Raw genomic sequence first — 16,512 nt, 5'->3', positions numbered from 1 at the left:
CCATCCGGGGGCATGAACGCAGGCAAAGACCCGGTGCTTGATGTGGGACTCAGCGCAGGTCCAGCTGTTGCAGGCGCTGACGCAGCAGCACACGGCGTTCCGGCTCGCGGGTGACCCGGAGCAAGTCCAGGTACAGGGCACGGGCATCGGAGACATGCCCCGCCTCCGCCAGGGCCCCGGCAGCCTGGAACCGGGCGGTCATGCCCCAGGGGTCCCAGGGCCCGTCCCCCAGCCCTGCGGAACGCAGATACAGCCGGGCCGCCTCCTCGTGCTGTCCCAGGGCCTGGTGGGAATCCGCCTCCCAGTAGAGCACCTCCCGGGCCTGGCGGGCGTCGGTGAGCCGGGGCGCGACGGCCCGGAACAGGTGCACGGCGGCATCATGACGGCGCAGGGTCTGCAGATCGAACAGCACCTGAAGGAACCGGTCGGCCCGCTCGGCGTCGAACTGCCGCACCCCGGACAACAGGTCGTAGAGTGCGTCGATGCCCGCCTCCTCCTGCCCCCCCAGGATCAGCACCCGGGCACGGCGCAGGCCCCATTCGAAACCATCCACCCCTTCCGGCGGCCGGGACAGCCCCGCCATGAGACGGGAAGCGGTGTCCAGATCGCCCCGGTCCACGGCGTGCTCGGCCAGCAGGTGACGCACCGGGGCGGGCACGTCCTCTGAGGTCGGGAAGCGCCCGCCCTCCAGGTAGAGCACGTCCATCAGTTCGGCGCCGTCATCCCGATCGAGCAGGCTTTCACCCAGGCGCCGGTGGGCGGTGGCGCGACCCTCGGGATCGACGCCACGCACACCCACCACCGCAAACAGGGCCCTGGCCTGGATCCGCGACCGGCTGGCCAGGCTGTCCGCAAGGGTGAACCAGGCGTCGTCATCGCCGATCAGCAACTGGCGTTCATTGCCCAGGGATTCCCCGAGGTCCAGATAGGCCTGCCACAGGGCATCTGTGTCCAGGCGCAGCATCTGCTCCTCCCGGGGCAGTCGCCCCTGCACGGCGAAGGCCTGCTCCAGGGCCTCCACGCGCCGTGCCAGGTCCGTGGTCTCGGCGGCCGCCAGGGCGGCCACGGCCAGGTAACGGGCACGATCCGGGGCGGGCAGGTCCGCCGTCGCCGCCGCCTGGGTCATGCTCCGATGCAGATCCTCGGCGGGACGGCTGCCGGTACGCAGCAAGGCCAGCGCTCGCAGGGCGCGGGCCTCGTGGCCGGTTTCCCGCTCCAGGATGCGCGCCGCCTCCTCGCCCTGCCCCTGGTCCAGCAGCAGGCGGGCCTCCAGTTGCAGCGGGATCTGCGCCGCCTCGCCCCGATCCTGGCGCCAGCGGCGCAGGGTGGAGAGCGCATCGTCACCCAACCCGTCCTGCCAGTAGCTCTCCGCCAGCATGCCGCGCCAGGCATCCAGCCAGGCCTCGCTGACCGCATCCCCGGAGAACCAGATCAGGTCCCGCAGCACCGATCGGGCCGCCTCGCCACGCCCCAGGGACAGCAGGGCATGGGCCTCCCGGGTCCGGGCCCAGATGAGGAACTCCCGGGGCAGACCGGCCGGCAGGCGTGCGGCACGGTCCACCACCCCCTGCCAGCGCTGCTCCATGCCCAGAATCTCGAGACGCGCCCGCTCCCTGGCCATCCAGCGGTCCGGGTGGGTCAGGCGATCCGGGGGCTGGCGGTCCAGGGTGGCCAGGGCCAGATCGGCGGCCCCAAGACGGGCGAGCCCCATGGCCTCGTCGACGACCGGGTCGGCGTGGGCCAGGGGGGGCAGGATCATCAGGATCAGAAGCAGGAAATGGCGCGCCATGGAGTCAGGAGTCAGGAGTCAGGAGTCAGGAGTCAGGAGTCAGGAGTCAGGAGTCAGGAGTCAGGAGTCAGGAGTCAAAAGCATAACCCACAACGGATCACTGACCACGGACGGATCGCAAACCCTGCGGACAAAAAAAAACGCCCCGGTCGGGGCGTTTTTTTCATCGGCGGGCTCGGGATCAGCCGCGCTTGATGTCTTCCTTGATGCGGGCAGCCTTGCCGGTCAGGTCGCGCAGGTAGTAGAGCTTGGCGCGACGCACGGAACCGCGACGCTTGACCTGGATCTCGGCCACCGCCGGGCTGTAGGTCTGGAACACACGCTCCACACCCTCGCCGTGGGAGATCTTGCGCACGGTGAACGCGGAGTTCAGTCCGCGGTTGCGCTTGGCGATGACCACACCCTCGAAGGCCTGCAGGCGCTCGCGGTTGCCTTCCTTCACCTTGACCTGCACCACCACGGTGTCACCGGGGGTGAAGTCAGGCACTTCGCGGTTCATCTGTTCCGCTTCCAGCTGCTGAATGATCTTGCTCATGGTTTGACCCCTGTCAGTCACTGCTTGCTGCGATCCGCATCTGCGAGCTCGCGTCGATATTCATCCAGAAGGCGTTGATCCGCCTCGTCCAAAACCCTGTGTTCCAGCAGGTCCGGGCGCCTTTGCCAGGTCCGGCCCAGGGCCTGCTTGCGCCGCCAGCGCTCGATCTCGGCATGATGCCCGCCGAGCAGCACCTGCGGCACGCCGCGCCCCTCGTAGACCTCCGGGCGCGTGTAGTGCGGGCAGTCCAGCAGGCCCGTCATGAACGAGTCCTGCTGCGCCGAATCCTCGTCACCCAGCGCCCCCGGCAGCAGCCTTGCGCAGGCGTCGATCACCACCATGGCGGCCAGTTCGCCGCCGGAGAGGACATAGTCACCAATGGACCATTCCTCATCCACTTCCAGTTCCACCAGACGCTCGTCGATGCCCTCGTAGCGTCCGGCGATCAATATCAGCCGGGGCAGATCGGCCAGCCGCTGCACGGCGTCCTGGTCCAGTCTGCGTCCCTGGGGGCTCATATAGACCACCAGGGGTGGGACCGTGTCCGCCTGCCGGGCATCGTGGATGGCGCGCCGCAGGGGCTCCACCTTCATCACCATGCCGGGGCCGCCGCCATAGGGCCGGTCATCCACCGTGCGGTGCCGGTCCTCGGTGTAGTCCCTCGGGTTCCAGCAGTGCAGGTCCAGGATGCCCCGCTCCACCGCCCGTCCCGTGACCCCGCATCCCGAGACGCAGTTCACCAGATCCGGGAAGAGTGTCACCACGTCGATGCGCACGGGCCCAGTGTCCTGAGTTAGAGATTCGTTGCATTTCAGAGCCCCGCACAAGACCCAAGGCAAGGCGCGGGCCGCAGGCAATGGCAAGCCCTTGGCAAGGACCGCAACGCCGCATTGGGTCTTGTGCGGGGCTCCCTGCGGGCGGGCCTGTACGGGCGCTCGGCCGCGTTGCTCTCGCTCGAATGGGCCTGCCCGTCCTTCGCTCGTGCGCCTTGCCGTGCATCCCGTACAGGCCCGCTGAAATGTAACGAATCTCTGACTCAGGACACTAGAACTCCGGGTCCCAGTCCACCGTCAGGGTGCCGGCCTCCAGGTCCACGTCGCGGACGAACTCACCGCGTACGTAGGGGATCAACCGTTCCCGATCACCCTTGACCACGATCACGTCGTTGGCCCCGGTCTCGAAAAGACTGTCCACCACACCGAGCGACTCGCCCCCGGTGGTGACCACCTCGAGCCCCACCAGGTCGGCCCAGTAGTATTCGCCCTTCGGCAGTCGCGCCAGCTGTTCACGCCAGACGGCGATCTCCTGCCCCATCAGGGCCGCGGCCGCGTCGCGGTCATCGCAACCCTGGAATTTCATCACCACACCCTTGCCGTGGGCCTTGCCGCCCACCACCCGGGTTTCCCGCCACTGCCCCTCGTGTCCCAGCAGGACCGGGTTGTAGCGGACGATCTCTTCACGGGGCCGGGTCTCGGAAAACACCTTGACCCAGCCCTGAACGCCGTAAAGGCCGGTCACCCGGCCCAGCACGATGGAACGCCGTTCCATGCCGGCGTGCGCGGCGTCCAGGCCTGTTAGGCCTGGTTCTGCTTGCGGAAATCGGCCAGCAGCTTGCCCACGCGCTCGGAGGTCTGGGCGCCCTTGGACACCCAGTGCTCAATGCGCTCCTGATTCATGTGCAGGCGCACTTCCTGACCACGGGCCACGGGGTTGAAGTAACCCAGCTGCTCGATGTAGCCGCTGTCGCGGGGGCTACGGGAGTCGGTGACCACGATGTGGTAGAAGGGGGCCTTCTTGGCACCGCCACGGGCGAGTCGAATCGTTACCATCAGCTATACGCCTTAAATAATGTGTCTGCACGCAAACGGGAACCGGGGAAACAGCCCGAGCCCGGAGAAACGCGCAAATATACAGATTGGAGAGGCAAGATACAAGATCCAGGAGACAAGAGGGTTGTCATACTTGCCTCTTGTTTAAAACGGCAAACCGCCGCCGGGAAGCTTGCCCTTCATGGCCCGCATCAGCTTGCCCATGCCGCCCTTGGAGAACTGCTTCATGGCCTTGCTCATCTGCAGGTGCTGCTTGAGCAGGCGGTTGACGTCCTGGACCTGGGTGCCGGAGCCGGCGGCGATGCGGCGCTTGCGGGAACCCTTGATCAGGTCCGGGTGGCGGCGCTCGCCAGGGGTCATGGAATTGATGATGGCGATCATGCGCCCCAGCTCCTTGTCATTGACCTGCTTCTTGGCGGCCTCTGGAACCTGCCCCATGCCAGGCAGCTTGTCCATCAGGGAGGCCATGCCGCCCATCTTCTGCATCTGCCCCAGCTGCTCGCGCAGGTCCTCCAGGTTGAAACCCTTGCCGGTCTTGAGCTTCTTGGCCAGCTTGGCCGCCTTGTCCTGGTCCACCTGGCGGGTGGCCTCCTCCACCAGGCTGAGCACGTCGCCCATGCCCAGAATGCGCGAGGCGACGCGCTCCGGGTGGAAGGGCTCGAGCGCCCCGGTCTTCTCGCCCATGCCCAGGAACTTGATGGGCTTGCCGGTGATCTGGCGCACCGACAGGGCGGCGCCGCCCCGGGCGTCACCGTCGGCCTTGGTGAGCACCACGCCGGTGAGCGGCAGGGCGTCGTTGAAGGCCTTGGCGGTGTTGGCGGCATCCTGGCCGGTCATGCTGTCCACCACGAACAGGGTCTCCACCGGAGAGACGGCGGTGTGCAGACGCTGGATCTCGGCCATCATGTCCGCGTCCACGTGCAGACGACCGGCGGTGTCCACGATGAGCACGTCGAAGAACTTCTTGCGGGCCTGGTCCAGGGCGCGGCTGGCGATGGCCACCGGGTCCTCGCCGCCGCTGCTGGGGATGAACTCCACGTCGATCTCACCGGCCAGGGTCTCCAACTGCTTGATGGCCGCCGGGCGGTAGACGTCGCAGCTGACCACCGCCACGTTCTTCTTGTGGCGCTCCTTGAGCAGACGCGCCAGCTTGGCGGTGGTGGTGGTCTTGCCCGAGCCCTGCAGGCCGGCCATGAGGATCACCGCCGGGGGCTGCACGTTGAGCTGCAGGGACTCGTTGGCCTGGCCCATGACGCTGATCAGCTCGTCGTTGACGATCTTGATCAGGGCCTGGCCCGGGGTGAGGCTGGACAGCACTTCCTGGCCCAGGGCGCGTTCCTTGACCCGGCTGATGAACTCGCGCACCACCGGCAGGGCCACGTCGGCCTCCAGCAGGGCCATGCGCACCTCGCGCAGGGTCTCCTGGATGTTGTCCTCGGTGATACGTGCCTGGCCGCGCAGGCGCTTGACGGTGCCTTGCAGGCGCTCGGTGAGATTCTCGAACATGGGGATCAGTCCCGGGGTCGGGGCCAGCCTGGCCCGGATAGTTGACCCAGGTGGCCGCCGTGAATGCGTTATCCGGCAGGAGCGCCGGGCGACACATTATAAGTGAGGCGTCAGAGCTGGAAAACCTCGCGCCCGCGAAGCTGCAGCAGGGCCCGCTGGGGCGCCCGCCTGCGCAGCTGCTCGAACACCCGCGCCTCCTCCCCCGGTTTGAGGTGGGTGATGCAGATACGCGGGTCATGACCCAGCTTGGCGAGATCATGCACCAGCAGCTCGGGGCAGTAGTGTCCGGCCCGGCGCGCGAGATCGATCTCGCTGTCCCCGAAGGCGCACTCCACCACCAGCAGGTCCAGGCGGTCGTGTGCATTCAGGGCCTTCCACAGGCTGTCGTTGCTGGTGCAGTCACCGGTATAGGCAAAGGCCCCGCCGTTGCCCTCCACCCGGTAGCCGCAGGCGGGCACGGTGTGGATGGCCGGCAGCACATCGATGCGCCGCGCGCCGAGGGTGACGGTCTCGCCCCATTCCACGGGACGGAAGCGCACCACCGGGGAGTCCGGGGCCGGCAGGGTCTGGAAATCCGGCCAGATCTGCCAGTTGAAGATGTGTGCCTGCAGGATCTCGATGCACGGCGGCGTGGCATAGACCATCAACGGCGCATCCTTGAGCTGGGCGAACAGGGTATCCACCAGCATGGGGAGGCAGGCCACGTGGTCCATGTGGGGATGGGTCAGGAACACATGACGGATCCGGCTGAGCTCGTCGGGGGACAGGTCGCCCACCCCGGTGCCGCAGTCCAGCAGGATGTCGTCATCCACACGCAGCGCCGAGGTCCTTCGGCCACCGCCGATCCCGCCACTGCAACCGAGCACCTCTACGCGCATGCCATGATCCTGCAACCGATCCGCCCCAGGGGTCGCCGGGCAGAGACGCCGGCGCCGGAACTTGTCATTGGAATTGAAACAAAGTAGCACGCGGTTTCCCGTCGTGACCACGCAACAGGTCGCACAGCACGGGCAAAGTGCCAACTCTGTGAGCCACTCGACACCCTGATCGCCCTTCAACCGCGGCCGAGCCTGTGCAATCATCCGTTCCTTGACCTCAAGGCACGCCTCGACCCACGCCATGACCCAGGGACCCCGCATCGCTCCATGTCCATGATCGCCGGATTCATCGCCACGCTGCTCTACCTCGGCGCCAGCGTCATGCTGGCCCTGCGCCTGCGCCGCAAGGTGGCGCACGAGCCACAACCGCCCGCCCGCTGGCCGGTCCTCACGGGCTGGGCCCTGGCGGTGCTGCTGCACGGCGCCACCATCTACGGCGACGCCTTCAGCCCGGGCGGCATCGACATGGGCTTCTTCAACGCCCTGTCTCTGTCCGCGTGGCTCATCGCCCTGCTGCTCTGGATCGCCAGCCTGCGCCACCCCCTGGAGTTGCTGGGCATCATCCTGCTGCCCTTCGCGGCCCTGGCCCTGGCCCTGGAACTGAGCCTGGGCGGGACGGGCACTGCCACCGCCCTGCCCGCCGGCCTGCAGATCCACATCCTGACCTCCCTGCTGGCCTACAGCCTGCTGGCCATCGCCGCCATCCAGGCCATCCTGCTGGCCATCCAGAACAAGCACCTACACAACCATCACCCGCGGGGCTTCATCCGCGCCCTGCCGCCGCTGGCCATGATGGAGAGCCTGCTGTTCCAGATCATCGGCCTGGGGTTCGTGTTCCTCAGCGCCAGCCTGGCGAGCGGCTTCCTGTTCCTTGAAGACCTGTTCGCCCAGCAGGTGGCCCACAAGACGGTGCTCTCCATCGCCGCCTGGCTGCTGTTCGGCACCCTGCTGTTCGGTCGCTGGCGCTTCGGCTGGCGCGGGCGCATCGCCATCCGCTGGACCCTGGGCGGATTCGGTGCCCTGGTCCTGGCCTACTTCGGCAGCAAGCTGGTGCTGGAACTGGTGCTGGGGAGATAAGGAGGCGATTCGAAATTCAACATTCAAGATTCAAGATTCAAAATTCAAAGGAATAGGCTCTGGTCCCAACGCTTTGGCGAGACTCCAACCTTGCATTGAATCTTGAATTTTGAATTTTGAATTCTTGAATAATCAGCCTCGAATCGATTAAATGGTCTGCATAGCCCAATCACCCGCACCCCGCCTTGGCTGAGATCCCCTTAAGCGCACTGTTCGCGGTGCTCATCGCCCTGCTGGCCTGCTCGGCGTTCTTCTCCGGTTCCGAAACGGCGCTCATGGCGCTCAACCGCTATCGCATGCGCCACCTGGCCCAGGCGGGACACCGGGGCGCGCGCCGGGCGCAGCGGCTGCTGGACAAGCCGGACCGGCTGATCGGCCTGATCCTGCTGGGCAACAACTTCGTCAACATCCTCGCCACACAGCTCGCCACCTACATCGGTTTCCGCCTCTACGGGGACGTGGGCATCGCCATCGCCACCGGCCTGCTCACCCTGGCCCTGCTGCTGTTCGCCGAGGTGACCCCCAAGACCCTGGGCGCCCTGCATTCCGAACGTATCGCCTACCCGGCTGCATGGGTCTACACCCCCTTGCTGCGGATCACCTATCCCCTGGTGTGGATCATCAACCTGATCGCCAACGGCTTGCTGAGGGCGCTTGGAGTCCGACTCAAGGACATCGACCAGCACGCCCTGAGTTCCGATGAACTGCGCAGCGTGGTCAACGAGGCCGGAGGCCTGATACCCAGCAAGCACCAGAAGATGCTGGTCAACATCCTCGACCTGGAGAAGGCCACGGTGGAGGACATCATGGTCCCCCGTCACGAGATCCAGGGCATCGACCTGGAGGATGACTGGGACGACATCGAACAGCAACTGTTCACCGGCAGCTACACCCGCATGCCGGTCTACCAGGGCAACATCGATCAGGTTCTTGGCTTCATCCATGTGCGCAACGTCCTGCCCCTGATCATGCGGGAAGAGCTCAGCAAGGAATCACTGCGCGCCCACCTGCGCGACGCCTACTTCATCCCCGAGGGCACGCCGCTCAACCGCCAGCTGCTCAACTTCCAACGCGAGCGCCGTCGCATCGGCCTGGTGGTGGACGAATACGGCGACATCCAGGGCCTGGTGACCCTGGAGGATCTGCTGGAGGAGATCGTCGGCGAGTTCACCACCGACCCCGCCGCCCTGTCGCCGGACGTCATGCCCCAGGAGGACGGCAGCTGGGTGGTGGACGGCGGCGTGCACCTGCGTGAACTCAACCGCATGATCGGCGCCCACTTCAGCCTGGAAGGCCCGCGCACCCTCAACGGGCTGATCATCGAGCATCTCGAGACCATCCCCGAGGCCAGCACCAGCGTGCTCATCGACGGCTATCCCATCGAGATCGTGCAGGTGAAGAACAACGCCGTGAAGACCGTGCGCATCGGCCGTCGCCTGGCCGCATACCGCTCCGGCCGCACGCCAGAGGCGGACTGATCCATGGCCAGGGCAAAGACCCAGTATCACTGCACCGCCTGCGGCGCCGTGCACCCCAAGTGGGGCGGACAGTGCGCCGACTGCGGTGCCTGGAACACCCTGGAGGAGACCATCGCCTCGGCGCCCGCAGCGGCCGCGAGCCCGCGCTTCGCCGGCTATGCCGGCGAGGCCGCCACCATCCGCCGACTGGGCGACGTGGTGGTGGAGGCGGAACCGCGCAGCGGCACCGGACTCTCGGAACTGGACCGGGTGCTGGGCGGCGGCCTGGTACACGGCTCCGTGGTGCTCATCGGCGGCGATCCCGGCATCGGCAAGTCCACCCTGCTGCTGCAGACCCTTGCCATCATGACCGGCGCGGACGGCGGTGCCATGAACGGTCTGTACGTCACCGGCGAGGAATCCCCCCAGCAGGTGAGCCTGCGCGCCCGGCGCCTGGGCCTGCCCTACGAGGACCTGAAGCTCCTCACCGAGACCTGCGCCGAGCGCATTATCCAGCACGCCCAGCAGGCCCGCCCCGACATCATGGTGGTGGACTCCATCCAGACCCTCTATACGGAACAGCTGCAGTCCGCCCCGGGATCGGTGGCCCAGGTGCGGGAATCCTCCGCCCAGCTGGTGCGCTTCGCCAAGCAGACCGGCACGGCCCTGTTCATCGTCGGCCACGTCACCAAGGAAGGTCAGCTGGCCGGCCCCAGGGTGCTGGAGCACATGGTGGACACGGTGCTGTATTTCGAGGGCGATCCCGGCGGGCGCTACCGGGTCCTGCGCGCGGTGAAAAACCGCTTCGGCGCGGTCAACGAACTGGGCGTGTTCGCCATGGTGGACAGCGGCCTGAAGCCCGTGAGCAACCCCTCGGCCATCTTCCTGTCCCGCCACGAGGACCCGGTGCCCGGCAGCGTGGTCATGGTCACCCGGGAAGGCACCCGCCCCCTGCTGGTGGAGGTGCAGGCCCTGGTCGCCGAGAGCCACGCCGCCCAGCCCCGGCGCATCACCGTGGGCCTGGAACAGAATCGCCTGAACATGCTGCTCGCCGTGCTGCACCGCCACGGCGGCATCGCCCTGTTCGACCAGGACGTGTTCGTCAACGTGGTGGGCGGCGTGCGGGTCACCGAGACCGCCGCCGACCTGCCCATGCTGGCCGCAGCACTCTCCAGCTTTCGCAACCGCCCCCTGCCCCAGGAACTGGTGGTGTTCGGCGAGGTGGGCCTGGCCGGCGAGATCCGCCCCGTGCCCAACGGCGAGGAACGCCTGCGGGAGGCCGCCAAGCACGGCTACACCCGCGCCATCGTCCCCGCCGGCAATGCGCCGCGCAAGCCCATCAAGGGGATGGAGGTGATCGGGGTGTCGAGACTCTCCCAGGTGCTGGATGCCCTCTAGGACTCTGTCGGACTCAGGTGCCCGTAGCGAGCCGCGTGGGAGAGCGAGGCCATTTTTTCGATCGTTTGAGGAGAATAGCCGTCACTATTTGACGAAAAGGATCGGAAAAATGGACCGCTCTCCCACCGGCGCAGTAGGCGCAACCTAAGTCCGACAGGCTCCTGGGGCATCGCCCCGCTCACCTCGTCAATTAACCTGCATCAAGCAACCCCGAATACGCGTTCACAATCCCGCACAATGCGGCGATGCCCGTAATCATCGGGACTAGACTCCCTGGCATGCGCCGACACCTGCCGGCGACGAGGAGGATAGGACCATGATGCGCACCCTGCTGATCTCCGCCGCCCTGGCGGCGGTGGCATCAACATCTGTTATTGCCCAGGAACGGGGCACCTTCAGCTACCCCGTGCTGATCCCCGAAGTGGCCCTTGAAGCGGCACAGGCGGCGCTCGAGCACTGCCGGGGCCGGAACGTCCAGGTGGCCGTCGCGGTGGTGGACCGTGGCGGAAATGTCCAGGTGCTGCTGCGCGATCGCTTCGCCGGCGCCCACACCCCGGAAACGGCCATCGGCAAGGCCTGGACGGCGGTGAGCTTTCGCACCAACACCACCGACCTGATCGCCATCTCCCAGCCAGGCCAGCCTTCCAGCGGCATCCGCGACCTGCCCGGCGTGGTGGTGCTCGGCGGCGGCGTGCTGATCGAACAGGCCGGGTCCATCGTCGGCGGCATCGGGATATCCGGCGGCCCGAGTGGCGAGGTGGATGATGCCTGCGCCAGGGCAGGCGTGGACAAGATCAAGGAGAAGCTGGTCTTGTAGTGGAATTTTCCGCCCGGCCTGCCGATGAAGAGTCCAGGCGGATCACCAACTTGTCGCCCGGTCCGCATCTGCCAGATGCGGACCGGGCACGTGTGAACCTCGCGGGTTAGACTGTCGGCATGAGACTGCCGGAGTATTGCGAGCGAAGCGCCGAAGGGCTCTGGGCCGAGCCTCTCAATGCCATCACCAATGCCGCCTTCCTCATCGCCGCCTGGATGGCCTGGCGCGCATGGCGCAGGCAACCCGACGCCTCCTGGAAGGCCCAGCCGGACATCGGCGTGCTGATTATTCTGGTGGCCGTGATCGGCATCGGCAGCCTGCTGTGGCACACCGTGGCCGTCCCCTGGGCCTACCTGCTGGATGCGGGCCCGATCGTGGCGTTCATCCACGCCTTTCTCATCAGCTTTCTGTGGCGCATCGCGGGTCTTTCCTGGCCCGGGATCCTGGGTGTGGTGGTCCTTTACCAGCTCGTGACCCTGGCAACGATGGGTATCCTCCCGGCGGGGGCCTTGAACGAGTCCGTGGGTTACCTGCCGGTACTGCTGTTCCTGCTCGCGATGGCCGTGTGGCTGCATCTGAGGGGGCATCCCCTGTGGCGACGCCTGCTCCTGTGCAGCGGCCTGTTCGCCCTGTCCCTGGGGTTTCGTATCGCGGACCTGTTCCTCTGCAACGCCCTGCCCTTCGGCACCCATTTCCTCTGGCACATGGTGAATGGGCTGCTGCTCTACCTGTTGCTGGAGGGACTCATCCAGCACGGCACGAAACGGTGCCAGCGCGCCTGAACAATACCCGCCCTCGGCGGCTCTTTGCCCAGGCCATACACAACGCACAAAACACCAAGCACAAAACACAAAGTACTGACACAAAAAAAACGGGGCCTTGCGGCCCCGCCAGTGCTCCAATCACCACAGTTGTATTATGCCAGATCCCTGGCGAGAGAATCCCGGATGCCCTGGGGAAGCGGCTCCACCTGGTGGGCGTAGTTGTCATGGTCCACGCCGACACTGATGGCGGCACCGGACTTGGCAGCCTTGACCATGTCGGGGGTCAGCTCAAAGCGCATGAAATGCACGGAGGAGGTCTTTTCCTCGGTGTCGCGCTCCATGTCCTCGTCGGCAATGGCATAGACCCTGTCGAAGCCGCTGACCTGCACCCAGGTCTTGTCCTCGATGCCGATGAGTTTGGCCAGGGCGACCTTGCGCTCCTCCACGTCATCGAATTCCACCATCATGGTGGCCTTGAAGTTGCTGCCGTCGGGGATCAGGGGGTTGTAGGCCTCCAGCTCCTCCATGATGCCCTCGGATTCGTAGATGCGCTCGGCCCGCAGCATCTCCTGGATCTGGTACTGCATGGTCAGCCGGTCTTCAAAATGCAGGGTCACGTTGGGACCCACCGGCACGATGCGGTCACGCTTGTGCTTCATCACCTCGGCGCGGAACTGGGGCCGCACCTCGGCATACTTCTCCAGGGAATACAGATCGTCTCGGGTCAGCTTGTCCATCATGAAATCACCTCGTAGTTGGCTCTTGGACCAGGGCGCTTCCGGGCCGGCCGTTCGATCGGCGCTGCTCGGCAGTCCTCAGCCCTTGTGTTCGTGTTCCAGGCCGGCGATGGGTTTGTCGGTGAACAGGTAGTCGCGCAGTTCCTTGTCGAAGGTCTTGTCGCGCCGACGGATCCACTCCAGCACCATGGCGGCGTGTTCCTTTTCCTCGTCCCGGTTGTGGGCGAGGATGGCCTTCAGCTCCTCGTCCTTGCAGGCGTCGACGCGCTGCTGGTACCAGTCCACCGCCTCGAGCTCTTCCATCAGGGAGATGATGGCCCGGTGCATGTCGCGGGTCTCGTCGCTCAGTTCCTCGTAGGGCTCGTGATAGCCTTCGTTCGACATCTGTCTTCTCCTTAGCTCGTCTTTTCTTGCCTTACAGACCGTAGGCCTTGCGCAGCAGGGTCAGCGGATGCTCCGGGGCCTTGTCGCCGTCCAGGCCGTTCTCGATCTGGTGCCCGGCCATGGGGCAGTCACTGGAGTAGTGATCCGCCCCGGCCTTCTGCACCCGGCTCACCACCGGGCGGCAGATCTTCATGGAGATCTCGTGGAACTCGCTCTTCACCGCGTAGGTACCGTCGTGGCCGGAGCAGCGCTCGATCACGTCGATCTCGGTGCCGGGCACCAGTTCCAGGGCCTCGCGGGTCTTCAGGCCGATGTTCTGCACGCGCAGGTGGCAGGAGGCGTGGTAGGCGATCTTGCCGAGCTTTTCCTTGAACTCGGTGTTCATCCTGCCTTCCTTCTGCCGGATCATCAGGTACTCGAAGGGATCGAAGATGTGCGCCTTGACCTTCTGCACGTCCGCATCGTCCGGGTACATGAGCGGCAGCTCCTGCTTGAACATGAGCACGCAGGAGGGCACCGGGGCGACGATGTCATAGCCCGCGTCGATGGCCTTCACCAGCACCGGGATGTTGTGGTTCTTGGCGTCTTCGACGGCCTCCAGGTCACCCAGCTCGAGCTTCGGCATGCCGCAGCAGCGCTCCTTCTCGGCGAGCGTCACGGGGATGCCGTTGTGCTCGAAGACCTTGACCAGGTCCTCGACGATGTGGGGCTCGTTGTAGTTGCCGTAGCAGGTGGCGAACAGGGCCACCTGGCCCTGGGTCCGACCCACGGCCTCCGGCTTGTTGCTGGAGCTGTGGTTCTTCAGACGCTTGCGCCCGGTGTTGCTGTGGTACTCGGGCAGGATGGCGTCGGGGTGCACGCCCATCACCTTGTCCAGCACCTTGCGCACGGGCTTCATCTTGTTGGCGGCGTTGACCGCCTGGGCCACCACCGGGATACCGGCCAGCTTGCCGACCGTGTCAGTGGAGGACATGAGCTTGTGGCTCGCCTTGGCGCCTTCCTTCTTGTAGCGCACGGCCTTGGCGCGCAGCATCACGTGGGGGAAGTCCAGGTTCCACGGGTGCGGGGGCACATAGGGGCACTTGGTCAGGTAGCACAGATCACACAGGTAGCAGTGATCCACCACCTTCCAGTAATCGGCCTTGGCCACGCCGTCCACTTCCATGGTCTCGGATTCGTCCACCAGGTCGAACAGGGTGGGGAAGGAATTGCAGAGGCTCACGCAACGGCGGCAGCCGTGACAGATGTCGAACACCCGCTCCAGTTCAGTGAACAGGGATTCCTCGTTGTAGAACTCCGGGTCGCGCCAATTGAGGGGGTGACGGGTGGGCGCTTCCAGGCTTCCTTCTCTCTGACCTTCGATCGGTGCGGACATCTCGGCCTCTCTTGCTGGCTGCCTTGGATGAATTCTGTGGGGTAAAAAAACCAGGGCCGGCGAACCGGCCCTGGCGGGTGCCGCTTAGGAGCCCAGGGTGTCCAGGGCCTTCTGGAAGCGGTTGGCGTGAGAGCGCTCGGCCTTGGCCAGGGTCTCAAACCAGTCGGCCACTTCGTCGAAACCCTCTTCACGGGCGGTCTTGGCCATGCCCGGGTACATGTCGGTGTACTCGTGGGTCTCGCCGGCGATGGCGGTCTTCAGGTTGGCCTCGGTGCTGCCGAAGGGCAGGCCGGTGGCGGGGTCGCCGCAGGCTTCCAGGTATTCCAGGTGGCCGTGGGCGTGGCCGGTCTCACCTTCGGCGGTGGAGCGGAACACGGTGGCGACGTCGTTGTAGCCTTCCACGTCAGCCTTGGATGCGAAGTACAGGTAACGGCGGTTGGCCTGGGATTCACCAGCAAAAGCCTCCTTCAGGCTCTGCTCGGTCTTGCTGCCTTTGAGTTCCATAGTGGTTCTCCATCTTCAAACTGTGGGTTGAGTGGGAAAACGCACGATTTAGAATCGTTCTAAATCGTGCCGATAAATTAGACCAAGTCTAAATCACTGTCAACAGGCAACGGCCCGTTCCGGCCGGTCCCGCGGGGACTTGCAGAGGAAACATCACAAGCCATCCCTTTCCGTGGTGGCATTCGAGCCTGATTTCAAGCCCGGGCCTGCCCGGCTGTCATGCCAGGACCCTTTCTTTATACTCTAGACCCTTTTAGCGGAGATTGACCTTGGCCAAGAAAAACGCACCTTCCGCACCGGCGGATTTCGAGCAGGCCCTGGGCGAACTGGAAGCCCTGGTTGAACGCATGGAACAGGGCGAGCTGAGCCTGGAGGCCTCCCTGGCCGAGTTCGAGCGGGGCATCGCCCTGGCGCGTCAGTGCCAGCAGGCCCTGCAGGCGGCGGAGCAGAAGGTGCGCCTGCTCAGCGGTGAGGGGGAAGAAGTGCCCCTGGATACGCCTGATGCCGAGGATGGGGACGGCGAATGAGCCCGACAAATATGGAACAGCACATCTCCGCTCTGCGGGCGCGCCTGGAGCAGGCCCTGGACCGCTGGATCCCTGCCGAGACCACCCACCCCGCACGCCTGCACGAGGCCATGCGCTATTCGGCGCTGGGCGGCGGCAAGCGGGTGCGCCCGGTGCTGGTCTATGGCGCCGGCCAAGCCCTCGGCGTGGCGCCCGAACGGCTGGACGGCCCGGCCTGCGCCGTGGAGCTGATCCACGTCTACTCCCTGATCCACGACGACCTGCCGGCCATGGACAACGACGACCTGCGCCGGGGCAAGCCCACCTGCCACAAGGCCTTCGACGAGGCCATGGCCATCCTGGCCGGCGACGCCATGCAGGCCCTAGCCTTCCAGATCCTGTCCATGGACCCGGACATGCTCGACGACCCGGCCCGGCGCCTGCGCATGATGGAAACCCTGGCCCGTGCCGCCGGCTCCCGGGGCATGGCCGGCGGCCAGGCCATCGACCTGGGCTCGGTGGGCAAACAGCTGGACATCGCCCAGCTGGAAGACATGCACGTGCACAAGACCGGTGCCCTGATCCGCGCCAGCGTCCTGCTCGGGGCGCTGAGCGCGCCCGAGGTGGACAAGGCCCACCTGGAGAACCTGGACCGCTTCGCCAAGTGCGTTGGCCTGGCCTTCCAGATCCGCGACGACATCCTGGACGTGGAGGGCGACACCGCGACCCTGGGCAAGACCCAGGGGGCCGACCAGGCCCTGAACAAGCCCACCTACCCCGCCCTGATCGGCCTGGAGGAATCCCGCCAGGCGGCCCGCGAACTGGTGGACCAGGCGCTGGGCGCCCTGGAGGGCTTCGGGGCAGAGGCGGATCTGCTGCGCTGGATCGCCCGGTATATCGTCGAGCGTATCCACTGAGTGTGAGGCGTGAGGGGATAGGCGTGAGGCGCACCCCCT

The 16,512-nt window shown here is 65.9% G+C and carries 18 protein-coding genes; 7 read left to right on the top strand and 11 right to left on the bottom strand.

Annotated features, from left to right (window positions below):
- Nucleotides 1–49: 49 nt before the first annotated feature.
- From TGR7_RS04200 to TGR7_RS04170, 7 genes are all read right to left on the bottom strand, one after another.
- Nucleotides 50–1,789: a hypothetical protein gene (locus tag TGR7_RS04200; protein ID WP_012637429.1), complete on the bottom strand. Its 1,740-nt coding sequence runs from the start codon at nucleotides 1,787–1,789 to the stop codon at nucleotides 50–52.
- Nucleotides 1,790–1,970: 181 nt separating this feature from the next.
- Nucleotides 1,971–2,324, bottom strand: coding sequence for a 50S ribosomal protein L19 (gene rplS, locus TGR7_RS04195; RefSeq protein ID WP_012637428.1), 354 nt, complete (start codon nucleotides 2,322–2,324; stop codon nucleotides 1,971–1,973).
- Between the two features lie 17 nt (nucleotides 2,325–2,341).
- Nucleotides 2,342–3,100 (bottom strand): tRNA (guanosine(37)-N1)-methyltransferase TrmD, encoded by a 759-nt coding sequence (gene trmD, locus TGR7_RS04190; protein WP_012637427.1) that lies wholly within the window; start codon nucleotides 3,098–3,100, stop codon nucleotides 2,342–2,344.
- Between the two features lie 268 nt (nucleotides 3,101–3,368).
- Complete coding sequence (gene rimM, locus TGR7_RS04185; RefSeq protein WP_012637426.1) at nucleotides 3,369–3,872, bottom strand: ribosome maturation factor RimM; 504 nt, start codon at nucleotides 3,870–3,872, stop codon at nucleotides 3,369–3,371.
- Between the two features lie 26 nt (nucleotides 3,873–3,898).
- Nucleotides 3,899–4,153 (bottom strand): 30S ribosomal protein S16, encoded by a 255-nt coding sequence (rpsP, locus tag TGR7_RS04180; RefSeq protein WP_012637425.1) that lies wholly within the window; start codon nucleotides 4,151–4,153, stop codon nucleotides 3,899–3,901.
- Nucleotides 4,154–4,297: 144 nt separating this feature from the next.
- Nucleotides 4,298–5,659, bottom strand: coding sequence for a signal recognition particle protein (gene ffh / locus TGR7_RS04175; RefSeq protein ID WP_012637424.1), 1,362 nt, complete (start codon nucleotides 5,657–5,659; stop codon nucleotides 4,298–4,300).
- A 110-nt stretch (nucleotides 5,660–5,769) separates the two neighbouring features.
- Nucleotides 5,770–6,537, bottom strand: coding sequence for a 3',5'-cyclic-nucleotide phosphodiesterase (locus TGR7_RS04170; protein WP_012637423.1), 768 nt, complete (start codon nucleotides 6,535–6,537; stop codon nucleotides 5,770–5,772).
- 267 nt (nucleotides 6,538–6,804) lie between these two features.
- Here TGR7_RS04170 and TGR7_RS04165 point away from each other — a divergent pair, with 267 nt between their 5' ends.
- The 5 genes from TGR7_RS04165 to TGR7_RS04145 all read left to right on the top strand — a co-directional run bounded on the left by TGR7_RS04165 (nucleotide 6,805) and on the right by TGR7_RS04145 (nucleotide 12,068).
- Entirely contained in the window at nucleotides 6,805–7,614 is an 810-nt protein-coding gene (locus TGR7_RS04165) for a cytochrome C assembly family protein (RefSeq protein WP_012637422.1), read from the top strand.
- A 185-nt stretch (nucleotides 7,615–7,799) separates the two neighbouring features.
- Nucleotides 7,800–9,092 (top strand): HlyC/CorC family transporter, encoded by a 1,293-nt coding sequence (locus TGR7_RS04160; protein ID WP_012637421.1) that lies wholly within the window; start codon nucleotides 7,800–7,802, stop codon nucleotides 9,090–9,092.
- A 3-nt stretch (nucleotides 9,093–9,095) separates the two neighbouring features.
- Nucleotides 9,096–10,469 (top strand): DNA repair protein RadA, encoded by a 1,374-nt coding sequence (gene radA / locus TGR7_RS04155; RefSeq protein WP_012637420.1) that lies wholly within the window; start codon nucleotides 9,096–9,098, stop codon nucleotides 10,467–10,469.
- Nucleotides 10,470–10,785: 316 nt separating this feature from the next.
- On the top strand, nucleotides 10,786–11,286 hold the full coding sequence (locus TGR7_RS04150) for a GlcG/HbpS family heme-binding protein (protein ID WP_012637419.1): 501 nt from the start codon (nucleotides 10,786–10,788) through the stop codon (nucleotides 11,284–11,286).
- Nucleotides 11,287–11,405: 119 nt separating this feature from the next.
- The gene (locus tag TGR7_RS04145; protein ID WP_012637418.1) at nucleotides 11,406–12,068 is read left to right on the top strand and encodes a ceramidase domain-containing protein; all 663 of its coding nucleotides are present in this window, start codon (nucleotides 11,406–11,408) and stop codon (nucleotides 12,066–12,068) included.
- Nucleotides 12,069–12,202: 134 nt separating this feature from the next.
- On the opposite strand, the gene TGR7_RS04140 is transcribed toward TGR7_RS04145, so the two are convergent.
- The 4 genes from TGR7_RS04140 to TGR7_RS04125 all read right to left on the bottom strand — a co-directional run bounded on the left by TGR7_RS04140 (nucleotide 12,203) and on the right by TGR7_RS04125 (nucleotide 15,050).
- Nucleotides 12,203–12,790 (bottom strand): DUF3501 family protein, encoded by a 588-nt coding sequence (locus tag TGR7_RS04140; RefSeq protein ID WP_012637417.1) that lies wholly within the window; start codon nucleotides 12,788–12,790, stop codon nucleotides 12,203–12,205.
- A gap of 75 nt (nucleotides 12,791–12,865) precedes the next feature.
- Nucleotides 12,866–13,171 carry an encapsulin-associated ferritin-like protein gene (locus TGR7_RS04135; protein ID WP_012637416.1) on the bottom strand — a complete coding sequence of 102 codons (306 nt, stop codon included), beginning with the start codon at nucleotides 13,169–13,171 and terminating at the stop codon, nucleotides 12,866–12,868.
- Nucleotides 13,172–13,202: 31 nt separating this feature from the next.
- A complete protein-coding gene (locus TGR7_RS04130; RefSeq protein WP_012637415.1) occupies nucleotides 13,203–14,546 on the bottom strand; it encodes a heterodisulfide reductase-related iron-sulfur binding cluster in 1,344 nt (447 codons plus the stop codon).
- A gap of 84 nt (nucleotides 14,547–14,630) precedes the next feature.
- The gene (locus tag TGR7_RS04125) at nucleotides 14,631–15,050 is read right to left on the bottom strand and encodes a rubrerythrin family protein (RefSeq protein ID WP_012637414.1); all 420 of its coding nucleotides are present in this window, start codon (nucleotides 15,048–15,050) and stop codon (nucleotides 14,631–14,633) included.
- 269 nt (nucleotides 15,051–15,319) lie between these two features.
- On the opposite strand from TGR7_RS04125, the gene TGR7_RS04120 reads away from it, so the two are divergent.
- The gene (locus TGR7_RS04120; protein WP_012637413.1) at nucleotides 15,320–15,577 is read left to right on the top strand and encodes an exodeoxyribonuclease VII small subunit; all 258 of its coding nucleotides are present in this window, start codon (nucleotides 15,320–15,322) and stop codon (nucleotides 15,575–15,577) included.
- Nucleotides 15,574–16,473, top strand: a complete 900-nt coding sequence (gene ispA / locus TGR7_RS04115) for a (2E,6E)-farnesyl diphosphate synthase (RefSeq protein WP_012637412.1) — start codon at nucleotides 15,574–15,576, stop codon at nucleotides 16,471–16,473. The genes TGR7_RS04120 and ispA overlap by 4 nt, the downstream gene beginning before the upstream one ends.
- The last annotated feature ends 39 nt before the right edge of the window (nucleotides 16,474–16,512 follow it).

The sequence above is a fragment of the Thioalkalivibrio sulfidiphilus HL-EbGr7 genome (assembly GCF_000021985.1).
GTDB classification, from domain to species: Bacteria; Pseudomonadota; Gammaproteobacteria; order Ectothiorhodospirales; family Ectothiorhodospiraceae; genus Thioalkalivibrio_A; species Thioalkalivibrio_A sulfidiphilus.
This window is presented reverse-complemented; position numbering and strand designations above follow the sequence as displayed.

Coding starts and splice junctions, on each gene's coding strand:
- TGR7_RS04200 (WP_012637429.1), bottom strand. CDS start 1,789: ATGGCGCGCCATTTCCTGCTTCTGATCCTGATGATCCTGCCCCCCCTG.
- rplS (WP_012637428.1), bottom strand. CDS start 2,324: ATGAGCAAGATCATTCAGCAGCTGGAAGCGGAACAGATGAACCGCGAA.
- rimM (WP_012637426.1), bottom strand. CDS start 3,872: ATGGAACGGCGTTCCATCGTGCTGGGCCGGGTGACCGGCCTTTACGGC.
- rpsP (WP_012637425.1), bottom strand. CDS start 4,153: ATGGTAACGATTCGACTCGCCCGTGGCGGTGCCAAGAAGGCCCCCTTC.
- ffh (WP_012637424.1), bottom strand. CDS start 5,659: ATGTTCGAGAATCTCACCGAGCGCCTGCAAGGCACCGTCAAGCGCCTG.
- TGR7_RS04170 (WP_012637423.1), bottom strand. CDS start 6,537: ATGCGCGTAGAGGTGCTCGGTTGCAGTGGCGGGATCGGCGGTGGCCGA.
- TGR7_RS04165 (WP_012637422.1), top strand. CDS start 6,805: ATGTCCATGATCGCCGGATTCATCGCCACGCTGCTCTACCTCGGCGCC.
- radA (WP_012637420.1), top strand. CDS start 9,096: ATGGCCAGGGCAAAGACCCAGTATCACTGCACCGCCTGCGGCGCCGTG.
- TGR7_RS04150 (WP_012637419.1), top strand. CDS start 10,786: ATGATGCGCACCCTGCTGATCTCCGCCGCCCTGGCGGCGGTGGCATCA.
- TGR7_RS04145 (WP_012637418.1), top strand. CDS start 11,406: ATGAGACTGCCGGAGTATTGCGAGCGAAGCGCCGAAGGGCTCTGGGCC.
- TGR7_RS04140 (WP_012637417.1), bottom strand. CDS start 12,790: ATGATGGACAAGCTGACCCGAGACGATCTGTATTCCCTGGAGAAGTAT.
- TGR7_RS04135 (WP_012637416.1), bottom strand. CDS start 13,171: ATGTCGAACGAAGGCTATCACGAGCCCTACGAGGAACTGAGCGACGAG.
- TGR7_RS04130 (WP_012637415.1), bottom strand. CDS start 14,546: ATGTCCGCACCGATCGAAGGTCAGAGAGAAGGAAGCCTGGAAGCGCCC.
- TGR7_RS04125 (WP_012637414.1), bottom strand. CDS start 15,050: ATGGAACTCAAAGGCAGCAAGACCGAGCAGAGCCTGAAGGAGGCTTTT.
- ispA (WP_012637412.1), top strand. CDS start 15,574: ATGAGCCCGACAAATATGGAACAGCACATCTCCGCTCTGCGGGCGCGC.